Origin of the sequence: Corynebacterium sp. MSK012 (assembly GCF_030232435.1) — a bacterium.
In the GTDB taxonomy this organism is placed as follows: Bacteria; Actinomycetota; Actinomycetes; order Mycobacteriales; family Mycobacteriaceae; genus Corynebacterium; species Corynebacterium jeikeium_D.
This window is the reverse complement of the sequence record NZ_JASPJU010000003.1, coordinates 171,942-187,302: the sequence shown is the minus strand read 5'-3', so window position 1 is coordinate 187,302 and position 15,361 is coordinate 171,942. Positions and strand designations below refer to the sequence as shown.

The following is a 15,361-nucleotide window of genomic DNA, read 5'->3' as shown; positions in this document are numbered from 1 at the left end:
ATTCAGCCCAGCAATTCGGCGAGTGCCGGGATGATCCCGTGGCGCCACATCGCAGGGTCGTGGCCACCGGGCGTGCGGTGATTGGTGGTGGGAAAGCCGCGGCGTGTCAGGGCATCGGCCACTGCATCCACGTGTCGTTGCATGGGCGGCTCTTCTGCACCGCACGTCAGTACGATGCGTGCCAGACCGGAGCCACTGTGAGCCGCAGGATTTTCGAGTGAGGGGCCAGTGAGCTGTGCGGCAATGTCGCCTCCTGCGGGCCCGTCCGAGAGCGTGTCCGCGAGCTCTGCAGAACGGTCAGCGGACCACCAGACGGCAGGGGACTGGGCGATGGCTCCTTTGATTGCAGGCGTGGTTTCGGTGGAAGCCGTAAGAGCTGCGCGCAGGGCGGAGAGACCGCCGAAGCTTTGCCCCACCAGGACTATGTGGCTGCTGTTGATGATCGGCGGAAGCTCGGTGGCCAGTGCGCTGGCGAATGTTTGGGAGGTGTACTCCTCGCTGCGGTCTTTGGCTGCCGGCAGGAAGACGCGGTTGATCTGGGGGATAAGCCCTGCCGTGACTGCCCGGTCCAGTGCGCCCGTGAGGTCATGCAGATGGATCCAGTCATCGCCATCCAAAAACACCACGGTGGTATCCGCACCGCGGTCATCGAGGCGCGCGGTGCAGCGCCTGCCGAATACCTTCCGGTCGATGGACAGGCGTGCGCCGGGCAAGTCCGCGATGACTTCTGGGGAGCGAGGCGGCCAGAGTGTCTGGTCCACAGAATCGCCGCTCAATAGGCTCGCCTGTGGGCCTGCGCCGTGTGCGTTATGTGGATCGGGATATTTCAGCTCGCCGGATTGAAAGCTATAGGTCACTGCTGAGTGCGCCGGGATGCGCACATCGACGGTGGACATCGATTCGGTGAGCTCGACGTTCGAGCGGTAGGGGTCCGGGAAAACGAGGGCTTCCGCATCCGCGGGCACCGAGATTCGGTGAAGGGTGGTCACGTCCGGGGAGTCTGGCATGAAAATTGCGCCACTTTCATCATTGACTACATAGGTAAACCTAAGCTAACATCCCCTGCATGCGAGTTGCTGTTTTCGGCTATCAGTCGTGGGGACACCGGACGTTGTCTGCGGTCATCAATGCTGGTCATGAAGTAGTTTTGGTAGTTACGCACCCTGCCAGCGATCACCCTTATGAGCAAATGTGGGCAGACTCCGTTGAGGAGCTCGCCAGCGAACATGAGCTCCAGGTGTGTGTCACTGAGCGCGTGGGTCAAGACGTCATTGAGGCGTTGCGCGATGCTGCACCAGACATCATCGTGGCCAACAATTGGCGAACCTGGCTTCCTCCCGAGGTTTTCAGCCTGGCCAAGCACGGCGCATTGAATGTCCACGATGGTCTCCTGCCCGAGTACGCCGGATTTTCGCCCATCCTGTGGGCGCTGTTGAACCGGGAAACTCACGTGGGCGTCACTGTGCACGAGATGGATGAAGTGCTGGACGGCGGACCCATCGTTGCCCAGCGCGCGATCCCCGTGGGTCCGCAGGACACCACCACGGATCTCGTGGCCAAGACCATCGACCTCATCGAGCCCCTCGTGGAACGCGCATTGAGTGACGTCGCCCAAGGCACCGCCACTGCGCAACCTCAAGATCCCACCCGCGCTACGTACTTCCACAAGCGCGGCGAGCAGGAATCTCGCATAGATTTCACCCAACCTGCGGAAGATATCGCCTTGCTGGTCAGGGCGCAGTCCGACCCGTACCCCAATGCTTACTTTGAATTCCGAGGCCAGCGCGTCCGCGTGCTTTCCGCGCACGTCTCGCAGGGCCGCTTCGGCGGAACCCCCGGCCGAGTCACCATCCCTCACGAGGGAGGAATCGCGGTGGTCTGTGGATCGCCCCGTGCCAACGTGCCGGCGCCGGCGATTGTTCTGGATCGTGTTCGTCTCGACGACAACTCGGAACTGACCGCCACCGAATTCTTTGGACATAGGGCTGGATATATCCAACCAAAGGTTTGACCTTTCCCTTTTGTGTACGGGCCACGCCTCGCGCGGAAATCCGTCACCAGTAACAACGGAGAAAAATGACACTCAAGAAGATTCTCGTTAGCACCGCTGCTGTGCTGACCTTGGGCGCGGCACTGACCGCTTGCTCGACTGATGACCAGTCCGGAAATTCCGGGGACTCCCAGGCAGTCAACGCCGAGCAGGGCGCATTCCCCACCACCATCGAGCACCGCTACGGCTCCACCGAAATCAAGGAAGCCCCGCAGCGCGTGGTCTCCTTGGGCTACACGGATCAGGACGCACTGCTGGCGCTGGGAGTTACTCCTGTCTCCGTGAAGTACTGGGACGGAATGACCCCGGATGGTCAGGCTGCGGGCAACTGGTCCAATGACAAGATCGAGGGCGACACTCCTCGGATCGACAAGGACACAGAAGTCAACGCGGAAGCCATCGCCAAGGACAATCCAGACCTCATCGTGGCCGTGTACTCGGACATCGATGAAGACACGTACAAGAAGCTGTCTGAGATCGCCCCTGTCGTCGTACAAAAGGGCGAATACGAAGAACTACAGCAACCATGGGACGTGACCACGGAAGAGATCGGGCAGGCCGTGGGCAAGCCTGAAGAGGCAAAGCGCCAGGTGGAGCAGGTCAAGGAGAAGTTCGCAGAGCTCAAGGGCCGCCACCCAGAATGGGCCGAAAAGGAACTCGGCGTGGCCACTGTCTCCGACGAGAGCCTGGCTGTCTTTGCCGAGGGCGATCCGCGTAGCCGCTTCTTCACCGAGCTGGGATTCAAGATCAACCCGGCCTACGCGGGCATCACCAAGGACAAGTTCTACGGTGAGGTCTCCAAGGAAAACGCAGACCAGATCAACTCTGACGTGCTGGTGTGGGATCAACTGTCTTACTCTCCGAAGCAGAGCAAGGCTTCTGTGACCGAGGATCCGATCGTGGGCAAGCTGCCCGCCGTGAAGGACGGACACAGTGTCTACCTGGAAGGCGACCTGGAAAAGGCCTTCGGATGGCAGACCGTGCTGAGCCTGAACTACCTGCTGGACAAGATCGAGCAGCCGTTGGCAGACGCCACGAAGTAGTCTGAATCAACTGCCGAACCGCCCCGCATGAACGTGCTGGGGCGGTTTTGCTGTTGCTGGCTAGGGGACGGGCACTCATGGGGATAACGGATGCACGCTAGGGGCGAGCTGCCTGTATTCCGGTCAGAAACCGGGGTAAGAATAGACCAGTTGTTTTCTAGAAGGGATTCCCTGTGCACTTAAGCGACCTCATGGACGCCACCACCCTGCTCCAGAACTTTGGCGGCTGGGCGCTCGGCGGCATTGCGCTGATTATCTTTATTGAATCCGGCGTGCTCTTCCCGTTCCTCCCCGGCGATTCCATGCTGGTCACCGCGGCAATCTTGCGCGATCAGCTGGGCTTGAACGTTCCGATTCTGGTGGGCGTGGCCATCGTCGCGGCGTTCTTGGGCGACCAGGTAGGTTTCTGGCTCGGCCACCGCTTTGGCCGCAAGTTGTTTAAGCCCGACGCCAAGATCCTCATAACCGAGCACCTCGAACAAGCCGAGGCTTTCTTCCTGAAGTACGGGCCGTTGGCTCTGGTACTGGGGCGCTTCATCCCGATCGTGCGTACCTACATTCCCGTGGCCGCTGGTACCGCGGAGATGCCGTACAAGAAGTTCGTGGGATGGAACGTCACGGGTGCAGTGCTGTGGATTGTCAGCATGGTCGGCATTGGCGTGCTGCTGGGGGATATCCCGGGCATTGCGGATCGCATCGACATGATCGCCATCGTCATCGTGCTGGTGTCTGTGACTCCGGTGGTGATTTCCGCGATGATCAACTGGCGGAAGTCCAAGAAGACTCCCGCCCAGGAGCTGATGGAGGACTAAGCCCTGATCGTCACTTGGGGACGATCAGCGGACCGCCGGTGACAGGATCCTCGATGACTAGCGCGTTGAGGGCAAACGCCTCGAGCAGTAGCTCTGGGGTAATGACCTCGCTGGGACGCCCGGTGGCGAGGACCTGTCCATCCTTCATCACCACGAGATTATCGCTGTAGCGTACAGCCAAGTTGAGATCGTGCAGCACCATCACCACAGTCCGATCCAGCTCTCGGCGTAGACGCTGCACCAGCTCCAAAATCTCTACCGACGTGGCCAGATCCAGGTAGGTGGTGGGCTCGTCCAGGAACAGGATGTCCGTGTTCTGCGCAAGAACCATGGAGATCCACACACGCTGCCGCTGCCCTCCGGACAGAGAATCCAGGGTGCGCTCCGCCAGCCCCATCGAGCCAGTCATTTCCAGCGCCTTGTGCACCTCGGCTTCGTCCGTGGACGACCACTGACGGATCCACGATTGGTGTGGGTGCCGACCGCGCGAGACGAGATCAGCCACGTTGAGTCCCTCCGGGGCGGTAGGGGTTTGTGGCAGCACGCTGATGGTCCGTGCGAGGTCCTTGCGCCTGATGGATGAGATATCGGCGCCGTCTAACAGCACTTCGCCCTCATTCGCCGGAAGGAGACGAGACATGGCTCGCAACAACGTGGATTTGCCGCAGCCATTGGGGCCGATGATTGTGGTGATCTGCCCGCGAGGAAAGTCCACGTCCAAGCCTTCGATGACCGTCCGGTCGCCGTAGCCCACGGCGAGGCCGCGTGCGCTCATGCTGTGCTTCTGAGTCATGTGTCCTTCTTTGTTCGCGGCACTGCTAACTTCCAGGGTGGGATCTTTTCTCATGCCGTGGTTGACCTATTCCGTTGGACCAGCAAATAAATAAGGAACGCACCGCCGATTGCCGAGGTGAGAATGCCCACCGGCAGCTCTACGGGCAGAAGAGTTTGGGTGCTGATATCTGCCAGCAGGAGTAGCGCAGCGCCGGTCAGCGCAGAGGCCAGAAGCGGTGGTGCAGAGCAGTTGCACAAGCGCAGCGCCACCTGTGGGGCCACGAAGGCGACGAACCCGATGGGGCCAGCGGCCGAGACCGCCACTGCTGCCAAAGCCACGGCAGCGGCGAGCAGAAGCACCTGCACACCCTGGACGTTTTGTCCCAAAGCCCGTGCAGTATCCGAGCCCAGCAAGGTGGCTAAAAGTTGGTGACCAATCCAGGCCAGCAGCGGTGTAAACACCAACACAACAATGGCGATGGGCCACATCTTGGACCAGTCCGCAGTGCTCAGGGAGCCAGTAAGCCAGAACTGCGCGGCCGCGGCATCGCGCAACTCCGTGCGGATCATCAGGAAGTTGATATACGAGGTCAACAGAGCAGAGATGATGATGCCGAACAGCACTAGCCGGAAGGAATCAGTCGATCTCCTCCACGCCAGAGCCCACATCACCGTTGCGGTGACAGCCGCACCAAGCACCGCGGCCAAGGGAATGCCGATGCTGCTGAGCCAGCCGAGGAAACCACCAGCGCCACCACCCAGAGTGATGACGGTGACCGCGGCCGCGGACGCGCCCGTAGTGAAGCCCAAGATATCCGGGCTGGCCAGCGCATTGCGAGTCACGGACTGAGTGAGGGCTCCGGATAATCCCAGCGCACAGCCCACCAGAATGGCCGTCAGCGCACGAGGCATGCGCCAATCCAAAACCACCAGACGCTCAATGCGGGTGCCCTGGCCGGTGAACAGCACCTCCAGCACACGAGCCGGGGACACAGGATAGTCACCCAGGCCGATGGAGACCGCCGCTAGCAAGACGATCGCCACGAGCAGCAATAGAGACACCGTCAACGCGCGAGGGCGCCAGACCACAGAAAATGAGCCCACGCGGAATGGCGGGCGCCCAGGGATAGTGGAAGAGGTAGGGCGGGCAAGGAGGGAACTCATTAAATGGCCACCACCCGGCGTCGATAAATAAGGGCGATGAAGAACGGCGCGCCCACGAACGCGAGGATGATGCCTACTTGCAACTCGCCCGGACGAGCGATCAGACGGCCCACCACGTCTGCGAACAGCATCATCACCGCACCCGTCAGGGCAGAGTAAGGGAGGATCCAGCGGTAATCAGGGCCCGTGATGGCGCGCACGAGGTGCGGGACCACCAGGCCGATGAAGGTGATGGGGCCGGCGGCAGCTGTCGCGGCACCGGCCAGCAGTGCGATCAGAGCCATGCCAATCAGGCGGGCGCGCTGGGTGTTGATGCCCAGTCCGGAGGCGATGTCATCGCCCAGATTCAGGAGGTTTAGCTGCGGTGCCGTGATGAACGCCAGCAGGAGGCCCACCAGGATAAACGGCAGCACGCCGTAGAACACGGTGAGATCCCGGCCCGCGATGGAGCCGACGGTCCAGAAGCGCATGCGATCCAGATTGGCATCGTCAGTGAGGATAAAACCGCTGATGATGGCGCTGAGGACCGCGGACAAAGCCGCGCCGCCGAGGACCAGCGTCATTGGATTGGCCTGTCCTCCTCCTATGGACGCCAAACTAAACACCAACGCAGTAGCAGCGATGGCCCCACCGAACGCCCACATGCTGGTAGCCCACACGGACGTCACACCCAGCAAGGAGAAGCTGGCAACCACGGCCAGGGACGCACCGTAGTTGATGCCGAGAATGCCCGTGTCCGCGAGAGGGTTGCGCGTGTGCCCTTGGATCAATGCACCGGAGGCGCCAAGGGCAGCACCGGCGACTAGGCCCAACAGGGTGCGGGGAATGCGGAGCTCGACGATCACGCGCTGATCCACATTCAGCCCCTCCGCGTGGCCGAACGCCGTGCCGAGATCGCGGAACACGGCGGACACTTCTCCAAAAGGGATCTGCCGTGATCCAAACACGATGCTGGCAACGATGCTGGCGAGCAATAGGAGGAAAAGGACGCCGAGGCCGACGAGGCGACGCGGGATTTTACCTGATGGAGCGCTGGCAGAAGCGTCCGCAGTAGCGTCCGCGCGAGACCCCAGGTGTGATTGAGAAGGGGATTGCGCATGCGGGGTAGAGATAGCCATGCATCCCTCCTTGACGCGTGAAAGTCCATGATCTTAACGGGAGCAAGCTTATATGAACAAGGTAAGCCTAATCAAAGTACTACAAGGAGGGATTGTGGAGCTGTGCAGGTGAGTGTGTGAGCCAGCAGGTGCGGCTAGTGAGGTCGGTCGGCCCTGAATGGCGCCGACCCTACACCTCAGCTCTATGCTTCTGAGCAGGGATTTGGACATGTTTTAGCTGGTTGCTAGGCTAGTCAGGTCTTGCCGTAGGTAGGTACCCCCATGTTCTTTTTTTCGACGCTAACGCGTCAAAATCCCGGGAATGCCACATGACCTGCGGAAAGAGTCTCCCGCTACAAGGGAGAAAAACTGTACATCCACTTTGTTACAGGCCCCTCGCCCGAAGCGGCCGCACGGATAAAGGCAGCGAGCACCCCTAACTACTGAGTTAGGCGGAGCGTGAGTAGCCAGCGATCGTGCGGTACACGCGATTCATCAAGGGTGAGCACGGGAACCATAACGAAAAAGGCAACAGGTCACTTCACATGACCATGACTGATCCGATTGCGGACATGTTGTCACGAGTGCGCAACGCAAACAATGCGTTCCACGACACCGTGTCTATGCCATCCTCCAAGATCAAGGCCAACATCGCCGAAATCTTGAAGCAGGAAGGCTACATCGCCGACTACTCCGTTAACGACGAGACCGTCGGCAAGACCCTGGAGCTTAACCTGAAGTACGGCCCATCTCGCGAGCGTTCCATCGCTGGCGTGCGTCGTGTTTCCAAGCCGGGTCTGCGCGTTTACGCAAAGTCCACTAATCTGCCAAAGGTTCTCGGTGGCCTGGGCGTGGCTATTATCTCCACGTCCCAGGGTCTGCTGACTGACCGTGAGGCCAACAACAAGGGCGTGGGCGGAGAAGTCCTCGCCTACGTCTGGTAAGAGGAGGTTTAACCATGTCTCGTATTGGCAAGGCACCGGTGACCGTCCCCTCTGGCGTCACCGTCACCATCAACGGCCAGAACGTTGAAGTCAAGGGTCCTAAGGGCACCCTGGCTGAAGAGATTCCGGCACCAATCACCGTGGCTCAGGAAGGCGAAGAACTCGTCGTCTCCCGCCCCGATGACCGCCGCAAGAACCGTTCCCTGCACGGCCTGTCCCGCTCCCTGATCAACAACATGGTCGTGGGCGTTACTACTGGCTACACCATCAAGATGGAAATCTTCGGTGTGGGTTACCGTGTGCAGCTCAAGGGCCAGAACCTGGAGTTCGCACTGGGCTACTCTCACCCAGTCCTGATTGAGGCGCCTGAGGGCATCAAGTTTGCCGTCGACGGAAACACCAAGTTCTCCATCGAAGGCATCAACAAGCAGCAGGTTGGACAGATCGCCGCTAACATCCGCCGTCTGCGGAAGGATGACCCATACAAGGGTAAGGGCATCCGTTACGAAGGCGAGCAGGTCCGTCGCAAGGATGGAAAGACGGGTAAGTAATGAGCAACAACGCAACGAACAAGGAAGGCCAGCGTTTGCCGGTGGGCAAGGACATCTCCACCCGCCGTCGCAACGCTCGCGCACGTCGCCACTTCCGTATCCGCAAGACCCTGTCCGGCACCCCAGAGACTCCACGTCTCGTTGTGCACCGTACCTCTCGTCACATGCACGTTCAGGTCATCGACGACACCGTCGGTCACACCCTGTGCGCTGCGTCCACCCTCGAAGCAGAGGTCCGTGGAGTCGAGGGCGACAAGAAGGCACGTGGCGCCAAGGTTGGCGAACTGATCGCACAGCGTGCGAAGGAAGCTGGCATCGAGGCAGTCGTCTTCGACCGCGCTGGCTACCAGTACCACGGCCGCGTCGCCGCTCTGGCTGACGCCGCCCGCGAAGGTGGTCTGAAGTTCTAATGACCACCAACACCATGAACTCCAACGGAAGGAACGCGTGATGTCGGAACGTGACCGTAACGGCGGACGCTCCGCCGATAACAACCGCAACGATCGCAACGAGCGCGGCGGCCGCAACGACCGCGGTGGCCGTAACGATCGTCGCAACAACCAGCAGGACGAGCGCAACCAGTACATCGAGCGCGTCGTCACCATCAACCGTGTGTCCAAGGTCGTCAAGGGTGGTCGTCGCTTCAGCTTCACCGCTCTGGTGATCGTGGGTGACGGCCAGGGCATGGTCGGTGTCGGCTACGGCAAGGCCAAGGAAGTCCCGGCTGCTATCCAGAAGGGTGCCGAGGAAGCTCGCAAGAACTTCTTCCGTGTCCCGATGATCAACGGCACCATCACCCACCCGGTGCAGGGTGAGGCCGCAGCAGGCGTCGTCATGCTGCGTCCGGCTGCACCAGGTACCGGTGTTATCGCCGGTGGCGCAGCCCGCCCGGTGCTGGAGTGCGCTGGCGTCCAGGACATTCTCTGCAAGTCGCTCGGCTCGCCGAACGCCATCAACGTTGTTCACGCAACGGTGGCCGGCCTCAAGGAGCTCGTGCGCCCAGAAGAGGTCGCCGCACGTCGTGGCAAGAGCCTCGAAGAGGTTGCTCCGGCAGCCATGCTGCGCGCTCGTGCTGCAGGACAGGGGGCATAACCCATGGCACTGAAGATCCGTCAGATCAAGGGCACTGTTGGTAGGAAGCAGAACCAGCGTGACACGCTGCGTTCCCTCGGCCTGAAGCGCATCGGTCAGGAGATCATCCGCGAAGACAACGCTGTCACCCGCGGCATGGTCCACACCGTTCGCCACCTGGTCGAGGTTGAAGAAGTGGCAGGGGAGTAAAAATGAGCGATCCAATCAAGCTCCACGACCTCCGTCCGGCCAAGGGTGCAAACAAGGCCAAGACCCGCGTGGGTCGTGGTGAAGCATCCAAGGGTAAGACCGCTGGTCGTGGTACGAAGGGCACCAAGGCCCGCAACAAGGTTCCTGCATACTTTGAGGGTGGCCAGATGCCACTGCAGATGCGTCTGCCGAAGCTCAAGGGATTCAAGAACAACAACAAGGTCATCTTCCAGGTCGTGAACGTCTCCGACCTCGAGAAGGCCTTCCCGAACGGCGGCGACGTCGCAGTTGCCGACCTCGTCGCAGCTGGCCTGGTCCGCGCTAAGCAGCCGGTCAAGGTTCTGGGCAACGGCGAGATCAGCGTCAAGCTGAACGTCACCGCACAGAAGTTCTCGGGCTCCGCTAAGGAGAAGATCGAGAAGGCAGGCGGCTCCGTCACGGAGGCTTAAGCCTGATCAACGCCACCCGGCGAGGGGCTTTCCCCTCCCGGTAGCGTCGCAGCAAGACCCCGCATGGTGCATCACGCACCGGCGGGGTCTTCTGCTTTCTGTGACCTGCGCGCCTAGCAGGCCGGAAACTTGGGTTAAGTAAAGAAAAGTGTGTCTTTTCTTTACTTAACCCCTAGTCGGCAATCCCATCAATGTGCGCCAGCAGAGCAGAGTTGTAGTACTCCGGGGTCTCCTGGTTAAGCAGGTGCTTGGCCGGCGAAATGACGACCATGGTCGAGCCCGCGATGCCGTCGTGAAGCGAAGTGACGACGTCGAGAGACGTAGAGGTGTCCTGCTTGCCGGCGATGACCAGCGTCGGAGCGGTGATCTCGGCGAGGCGCTCACGGGTGTCGAAGCGAGAGAGTGCTCCGCAGGCGCCGATGTAGCCGTCATCGGGGCAATCTGCGATCATGTCGCGGAAGCGGGCGGGGAGCTCAGGGGTAGTGTCGAAGCACTCGTCGGTAAACCAGTTGCGGACGACAGTGTCGGCGAGTGCGACCGTGCCCTTGTCGCGCACGAGCTGGGCCTTTTCCTGCCAGGCCTCTGGTGTGCCGAATTTCGGCGCCGTCGACGACAGTGTCAGGCTGACCACGCGATCGGCGTGTTCTAGTGCGATGGTTTGGGCGATAGCGCCGCCGAGAGATAGTCCCACAAAATGTGCGCGGTCAATATCCTCCTCATCGAGGACCTCGATGATGTCGGCGGCCAAGTGGCTCATGTCCCACTCACCCTCGGGGATAGGGGAATCGCCATGGCCGCGGACATCTGGCGTGATGACCTGGTACTTTTCGCTCAAAGCGGCTACCTGTGGCTCCCACATCTCCTGTGTGGTGCCCAGCGAGCCAATCAGGACAACCGTACCGTTGCCCTTGTGGTTGATTGCATGTGCGGTGTAGTCGATGGCCACGGGAGAATCCTCCTTGAAGGTGTTGGCTGTGTCAGCTGTGTCAGCTGTGTCTGCTAATTCTCGGCGTTGCGAGCAGCTTCAGCGGCAGCCCGACCAGGGCCGTCGTCCTTCTTGGCCTCTGCCTCAGCGGCTTCCACGCGCTGCTTCGCCATGGACTCACGAGCAGCCTCCAGCCACTCCGGCATCTGCTCGAGCAAATCCTTAATCTCCGCCGTTGTCAGCGGCTTGTCCATGTCGTTCTTCTTCAACGCCGTGATAGTGATGCCCAGCTTGCGGGCAACTTCTGGACGCGGGTGCGGTCCGTTGCGGCGTAGCTCAGCGAGCCATTCCGGCGGATTGGATTGCAGTTCGGCAAACTGCGCGTGCGAAATCTCACCAGTGCGAAATTCCTCGGGTGTGGCCGGGAGGAAAATGCCAAGTTTTTTGGCTGCGGTTAGGGGTTTCATGGGTTCAACGCTAGCACCCATTCGAGTAACCTTGCGGAGTATGTCGACTCCTGAACCCGCCGTCCTGCGCATCGTGTTCGCCACCGGCACCAGTCCCGAGAAGTGGTTTCGCCGCTTTAGGGATCGAATTCCGGCAACACTGCACACCCACGCCGCCGACGATCCGATGTCCGACCTGGTCGGCGGCGCCGCTGACATGGCGCTGGTTCGGTTAGAGTCCGAAAGCTCGCTGCCCGAGTCGCTCCATCGCATCCGGCTTTACGACGAAGCCTGGGGCGTGGCCTTCGAGAAAGAGCACGTGTTCTCCCTCACAGAGTCCGTGCCGGAGGAGCTGTTGGCGGACGAAACTGTGCTGTTGACCTCCGTGGATCCGGATGAGCTGCGACAGATGCTGCCCGTTGCGGCCACTGGTGCAGGTGTCGTGGTGGGACCTCGCACGATTTTGAAGGCGCTGTCGAAGAAGGCGGTGGCCTCATCGAACTTGGTGGCCGAGGAAGGCGCCACGGAACCGCTGTCTCGGACAGCTATTTGGTTGGTGTGGCCGAAAGTAGAGGACGACGAGCTCCGGCAGGAGTTCGTCGGCATTGTCCAGGGGCGCAGGGAGGGCTCGACGCGCACGCAGTTGGGGCGCAAGAAGGCTGATGAAGCTCCAAAGAAGTTGTCGGCCCGAGAAAAGACGCTTGCTAAGCAAGCCCGCCGGCAGCGCGCTGGGGCCGTCGTAAAGCATGCGCGCAGTGGTCGTGGTGGACGTCGAAGCAGCGGCGGAAGCAGGCGACCGCGCAGGCGAAAGTAATCTTTTTACAATATTTTTGCCGTTTCGTTCGACGTGCGCGGAAAAATTAGCCACACTTGTAGTTATGGCTGAAAAGAAGCGCGATTTCACGATTCGAATGATGCGTGAAGAGGACTATCCACAGATCCAAGAGATCTACGAGATTGGCCTGGATACGGGGCACGCGTCCTGGGAGCACTCCGCTCCCGAGTGGGACGAATTCATCGCACTCAAACGAGTGGATTTGTGTTACGTCGCCGTCGACGCAGAAAACCCGGACAAGATTCTGGCTTGGGCATCGGCAGCGCCGGTATCCAAGCGCCCGATTTTCAATGGCGTCATCGAAGACTCCATCTACGTCCATCCTGACGGGCAGGGCATGGGGCTGGCGGCGACGCTGCTGCAGAAGCTTATCGACGATGCCACGGAGCTCGACTGCTGGTCGATTCACTCGTGGGTCTTCCCGGAGAATGTGGGATCGTTAAAGCTGCATCGAAAGCTCGGCTTCCGTGAAGTGGGGATTTACCACCACATGGCAAAGATGACCTACGGCCCAATGGCGGGGCAGTGGCGCGATGTCATTATTTTGGAAAAGCTCCTGGAAAAGCCAGAGGAGCGCGCACTGAAGCGCGTCCAGGAAGAAGCAGAAGCCGCCGGTGAGCCGAACCGTCCGATTCTGGACAAGCTCGACCGCGCCGACGGCCAGGTGGGGGCATAGCTGCCGGGAGCCGCGGCTCCCGCGAATTAATTATTCGACGGTTTCCTTCAACGGATCCTCGCGAACAAAGAACACAATGATTGCTGCCAGAATAATCACTGGCATTAGTACCAAGAAGATCGGCGTCAAACCATCGTTGTAGCTGGAGATCAGCGCTTCGTGGATTGGCGCCGGCATGCTATCTAGGACGTGCGGCGTCAGTGAACCAATCGACTTAGAGGAAAAGCCCTCCGGGCCCATCTGCTTTGCGAACTCTGCTGCAGCCTCCGGTGATGCGGCCTTGATCTGTTCGATAGCCGCCGGAACGCGTTCGCCTGCCAGGTCCTTCATGCGGTGGATGAAAATCGAACCCACAATGGAGGAACCGACCGCACCACCAATCTGGCGGAAGAAGTTATTCGCAGCGGTAGCGGTACCGACCATGGCGACCGGGAAGGAGTTCTGCACGATGAGAACCAGAACCTGCATGCCGGTGCCCAGGCCGAAGCCCATGATGAACAGGTAAACACCAACCTGCCACAGCGGGGTGGTGGTCTCCAGCGTGGACAGCAAGTAGAGGGAGACAGCCATAATCATCAGGCCGACGAAGGGGTAGAAGCGATACTTACCAGTCCGCGAAATAATCTGGCCAACGCCAATTGAGGTGAGCAGCATGCCGACCATCATCGGCGTCATCATCAAGCCTGCAGCGGTCGGTGACATTGAGTGCACCATCTGCAGGTAGGTCGGAATATAGGCCATAGTGCCGAACATCGCGATACCCAGAATGAGACCCGACACAGTCGTGAGCACGAAGTTCCGGTTATTAAACAAGTGCGTCGGAATCAGTGGGTTGGAAACACGAGTCTCGGTGAGGAAGAACAGCACCCAGGAAACCACGGAGGCAACGATAAGCGAGATGATGACTCCGGAGTTCCAGTCGTACTGTGTACCGCCCCACGTGGTGGTGAGAATTAGCGTCGAGGCAGCGGCAGTCAAGAACATCGTGCCGATGTAGTCGAAGTTTCCTTCACTCTGGCGTCGGGGCAGCTTCAGGAAGGCTGCAGCTGCCGATAGTGCAACCACGCCCATCGGGACGTTGATCCACAGGCCCCAGCGCCAGCCCGGGCCGTCGGTGAACCAGCCTCCCAGCACTGGTCCCAGCACGGAACTCAGGCCGAACACAGCACCCATGATGCCCATGTACTTACCGCGCTGGCGTGCGGGAATAACCTCGGCCAGGATGGCCTGTGAGGAAACCATCAATGTACCGCCAGCAAATCCCTGAAAAGCGCGGGCGGCGATGAGCAGGCTCATGGAGTTGGTGATTGCACCCATGACGGAACTGACCATGAACAGCGCGATGCCCATCATGAACAGGCCCTTGCGCCCAATCATGTCACCGAGCTTGCCGACAATCGGCATTGCCACAGTCTGTGCCAACAGGAATGCAGAAATAACCCACGACATGTGGTCAACTCCGCCGAGCTCGCCGACGATGGTCGGCAGGGCGGTGGCGAAAATCATCTGCCCCAGCGAGCTCATCAGCATAGTGAGAATGAGCGCGAAGAAAATGATTCCCAAGTGGGACTTGTTGTCAGAAACCGTGGTGTCGGTTTGATCTTGAGCAGTGGTGTTGCTAGCTGTCACTATTCCTCCTCCAGAAATTTTTAACGACGTCGGCGGCGTCGTGAAGCGGTGTATCTGTTGTGAATTCGTCCCGATGAGCCGATGAGTACAGCACGCATTCGCGGACGAAACCGACCGACAGTGCTACCTCGTGCCCGACGGGCAGCTCGGGGTGCGTGCGCGACTGTGGATTCATCTCGAAATAGCGCTCAAAGGCAGAACGGACGCGGCGCATTGAGTTGCCAAAATTCGAAATGACAACCGTCGATAGCTTTGGCTCATTGCGCAAAATCTCGCGGATACGCTCCTTGAGCAGACGGTGAAACTCTTCGGTTGCCCCCAGCTCTTTATATCGGAGTAGCTGGGATTGCTGCTTTTTCTCGATGAAATCGAGCATGTCCGCGATGGGGTCTTGGTGAATTTGGGCGAGGAATACCTCTTCATCGTCAGCATCGAATGACATGATGCCGTTGCCGAAGATGGCTTGATCCTTGGAGTCGAAGTAATTGAAGAATGTGCGTCGACTGATATTGACCCGCTGACAGATGTCTTCGATGTTGACTTGGTCGTATCCGCGATCCAACACAAGGGCGGTCGCGGCATCGGCCAAAGCGCAGTGTGTTTGAAACCTTTTGAGCTCCCGGAGACCGCACTCGGGGTGTTGGCCCGGATCCAATCTGTGATAGGTATTCTCATCAATTTGCAC

General features: G+C 59.9%; 19 protein-coding genes. 11 read left to right on the top strand and 8 right to left on the bottom strand.

Annotated elements, in window-relative coordinates; translation table 11 throughout:
• Positions 1-2: 2 nt before the first annotated feature.
• The gene (locus QP977_RS03140; RefSeq protein ID WP_224784305.1) at positions 3-989 is read right to left on the bottom strand and encodes an alpha/beta hydrolase; all 987 of its coding nucleotides are present in this window, start codon (positions 987-989) and stop codon (positions 3-5) included.
• Positions 990-1,066: 77 nt separating this feature from the next.
• Between QP977_RS03140 and QP977_RS03135 the strand changes: the two genes are divergently transcribed.
• From QP977_RS03135 to QP977_RS03125, 3 genes are all read left to right on the top strand, one after another.
• Positions 1,067-2,011 (top strand): methionyl-tRNA formyltransferase, encoded by a 945-nt coding sequence (locus QP977_RS03135; protein ID WP_005325328.1) that lies wholly within the window; start codon positions 1,067-1,069, stop codon positions 2,009-2,011.
• A gap of 65 nt (positions 2,012-2,076) precedes the next feature.
• Complete coding sequence (locus QP977_RS03130) at positions 2,077-3,093, top strand: iron-siderophore ABC transporter substrate-binding protein (protein ID WP_005291893.1); 1,017 nt, start codon at positions 2,077-2,079, stop codon at positions 3,091-3,093.
• A gap of 173 nt (positions 3,094-3,266) precedes the next feature.
• Complete coding sequence (locus QP977_RS03125) at positions 3,267-3,905, top strand: DedA family protein (RefSeq protein WP_005325329.1); 639 nt, start codon at positions 3,267-3,269, stop codon at positions 3,903-3,905.
• Between the two features lie 10 nt (positions 3,906-3,915).
• Here QP977_RS03125 and QP977_RS03120 read toward each other — a convergent pair whose 3' ends face one another.
• From QP977_RS03120 to QP977_RS03110, 3 genes are read right to left on the bottom strand one after another with little or no spacing between them, the layout of a single operon-like run.
• Complete coding sequence (locus QP977_RS03120) at positions 3,916-4,698, bottom strand: ABC transporter ATP-binding protein (RefSeq protein WP_019176090.1); 783 nt, start codon at positions 4,696-4,698, stop codon at positions 3,916-3,918.
• Between the two features lie 50 nt (positions 4,699-4,748).
• A complete protein-coding gene (locus QP977_RS03115; RefSeq protein ID WP_005325330.1) occupies positions 4,749-5,843 on the bottom strand; it encodes a FecCD family ABC transporter permease in 1,095 nt (364 codons plus the stop codon).
• Entirely contained in the window at positions 5,843-6,961 is a 1,119-nt protein-coding gene (locus QP977_RS03110) for a FecCD family ABC transporter permease (RefSeq protein WP_005325331.1), read from the bottom strand. The genes QP977_RS03115 and QP977_RS03110 overlap by 1 nt, the downstream gene beginning before the upstream one ends.
• A gap of 524 nt (positions 6,962-7,485) precedes the next feature.
• Here QP977_RS03110 and rpsH point away from each other — a divergent pair.
• From rpsH to rplO, 6 genes are read left to right on the top strand one after another with little or no spacing between them, the layout of a single operon-like run.
• Complete coding sequence (rpsH, locus tag QP977_RS03105; protein WP_034986964.1) at positions 7,486-7,884, top strand: 30S ribosomal protein S8; 399 nt, start codon at positions 7,486-7,488, stop codon at positions 7,882-7,884.
• A 14-nt stretch (positions 7,885-7,898) separates the two neighbouring features.
• Positions 7,899-8,435 (top strand): 50S ribosomal protein L6, encoded by a 537-nt coding sequence (rplF, locus tag QP977_RS03100; protein ID WP_035004244.1) that lies wholly within the window; start codon positions 7,899-7,901, stop codon positions 8,433-8,435.
• Entirely contained in the window at positions 8,435-8,845 is a 411-nt protein-coding gene (gene rplR / locus QP977_RS03095; RefSeq protein WP_035004242.1) for a 50S ribosomal protein L18, read from the top strand. Before rplF ends, rplR begins: the two co-directional genes overlap by 1 nt.
• 40 nt (positions 8,846-8,885) lie before the next feature.
• The gene (rpsE, locus tag QP977_RS03090) at positions 8,886-9,527 is read left to right on the top strand and encodes a 30S ribosomal protein S5 (protein WP_012359604.1); all 642 of its coding nucleotides are present in this window, start codon (positions 8,886-8,888) and stop codon (positions 9,525-9,527) included.
• Between the two features lie 3 nt (positions 9,528-9,530).
• Positions 9,531-9,716 (top strand): 50S ribosomal protein L30, encoded by a 186-nt coding sequence (gene rpmD, locus QP977_RS03085; protein WP_048733820.1) that lies wholly within the window; start codon positions 9,531-9,533, stop codon positions 9,714-9,716.
• Positions 9,717-9,718: 2 nt separating this feature from the next.
• Positions 9,719-10,165 (top strand): 50S ribosomal protein L15, encoded by a 447-nt coding sequence (gene rplO, locus QP977_RS03080; protein WP_012359606.1) that lies wholly within the window; start codon positions 9,719-9,721, stop codon positions 10,163-10,165.
• A gap of 172 nt (positions 10,166-10,337) precedes the next feature.
• Here the strand turns inward: rplO and QP977_RS03075 are convergent, their stop codons facing one another.
• Positions 10,338-11,111 carry an alpha/beta fold hydrolase gene (locus tag QP977_RS03075; RefSeq protein WP_070653202.1) on the bottom strand — a complete coding sequence of 258 codons (774 nt, stop codon included), beginning with the start codon at positions 11,109-11,111 and terminating at the stop codon, positions 10,338-10,340.
• 53 nt (positions 11,112-11,164) lie between these two features.
• Positions 11,165-11,557, bottom strand: a complete 393-nt coding sequence (locus QP977_RS03070; RefSeq protein ID WP_042389451.1) for a DUF5997 family protein — start codon at positions 11,555-11,557, stop codon at positions 11,165-11,167.
• A gap of 40 nt (positions 11,558-11,597) precedes the next feature.
• Between QP977_RS03070 and QP977_RS03065 the strand changes: the two genes are divergently transcribed.
• Both QP977_RS03065 and QP977_RS03060 read left to right on the top strand, forming a co-directional pair.
• Complete coding sequence (locus QP977_RS03065) at positions 11,598-12,350, top strand: type 2 periplasmic-binding domain-containing protein (protein WP_070827350.1); 753 nt, start codon at positions 11,598-11,600, stop codon at positions 12,348-12,350.
• A gap of 64 nt (positions 12,351-12,414) precedes the next feature.
• Entirely contained in the window at positions 12,415-13,047 is a 633-nt protein-coding gene (locus QP977_RS03060; protein ID WP_016423177.1) for a GNAT family N-acetyltransferase, read from the top strand.
• A gap of 30 nt (positions 13,048-13,077) precedes the next feature.
• Here QP977_RS03060 and QP977_RS03055 read toward each other — a convergent pair whose 3' ends face one another.
• Positions 13,078-14,676, bottom strand: a complete 1,599-nt coding sequence (locus QP977_RS03055; RefSeq protein ID WP_284847124.1) for an MDR family MFS transporter — start codon at positions 14,674-14,676, stop codon at positions 13,078-13,080.
• Positions 14,666-15,361: a TetR/AcrR family transcriptional regulator gene (locus tag QP977_RS03050; protein ID WP_049172273.1), complete on the bottom strand. Its 696-nt coding sequence runs from the start codon at positions 15,359-15,361 to the stop codon at positions 14,666-14,668. Before QP977_RS03050 ends, QP977_RS03055 begins: the two co-directional genes overlap by 11 nt.

Bases quoted from the DNA above. Each gene is read 5' to 3' on its own strand.
- QP977_RS03065 (WP_070827350.1), top strand. From the start codon at position 11,598: ATGTCGACTCCTGAACCCGCCGTCCTGCGCATCGTGTTCGCCACCGGC.
- rplO (WP_012359606.1), top strand. From the start codon at position 9,719: ATGAGCGATCCAATCAAGCTCCACGACCTCCGTCCGGCCAAGGGTGCA.
- QP977_RS03070 (WP_042389451.1), bottom strand. From the start codon at position 11,557: ATGAAACCCCTAACCGCAGCCAAAAAACTTGGCATTTTCCTCCCGGCC.
- QP977_RS03110 (WP_005325331.1), bottom strand. From the start codon at position 6,961: ATGGCTATCTCTACCCCGCATGCGCAATCCCCTTCTCAATCACACCTG.
- QP977_RS03115 (WP_005325330.1), bottom strand. From the start codon at position 5,843: ATGAGTTCCCTCCTTGCCCGCCCTACCTCTTCCACTATCCCTGGGCGC.
- rplF (WP_035004244.1), top strand. From the start codon at position 7,899: ATGTCTCGTATTGGCAAGGCACCGGTGACCGTCCCCTCTGGCGTCACC.
- QP977_RS03130 (WP_005291893.1), top strand. From the start codon at position 2,077: ATGACACTCAAGAAGATTCTCGTTAGCACCGCTGCTGTGCTGACCTTG.
- rpmD (WP_048733820.1), top strand. From the start codon at position 9,531: ATGGCACTGAAGATCCGTCAGATCAAGGGCACTGTTGGTAGGAAGCAG.
- rpsH (WP_034986964.1), top strand. From the start codon at position 7,486: ATGACCATGACTGATCCGATTGCGGACATGTTGTCACGAGTGCGCAAC.
- rpsE (WP_012359604.1), top strand. From the start codon at position 8,886: ATGTCGGAACGTGACCGTAACGGCGGACGCTCCGCCGATAACAACCGC.
- QP977_RS03120 (WP_019176090.1), bottom strand. From the start codon at position 4,698: ATGACTCAGAAGCACAGCATGAGCGCACGCGGCCTCGCCGTGGGCTAC.
- rplR (WP_035004242.1), top strand. From the start codon at position 8,435: ATGAGCAACAACGCAACGAACAAGGAAGGCCAGCGTTTGCCGGTGGGC.
- QP977_RS03135 (WP_005325328.1), top strand. From the start codon at position 1,067: ATGCGAGTTGCTGTTTTCGGCTATCAGTCGTGGGGACACCGGACGTTG.
- QP977_RS03060 (WP_016423177.1), top strand. From the start codon at position 12,415: ATGGCTGAAAAGAAGCGCGATTTCACGATTCGAATGATGCGTGAAGAG.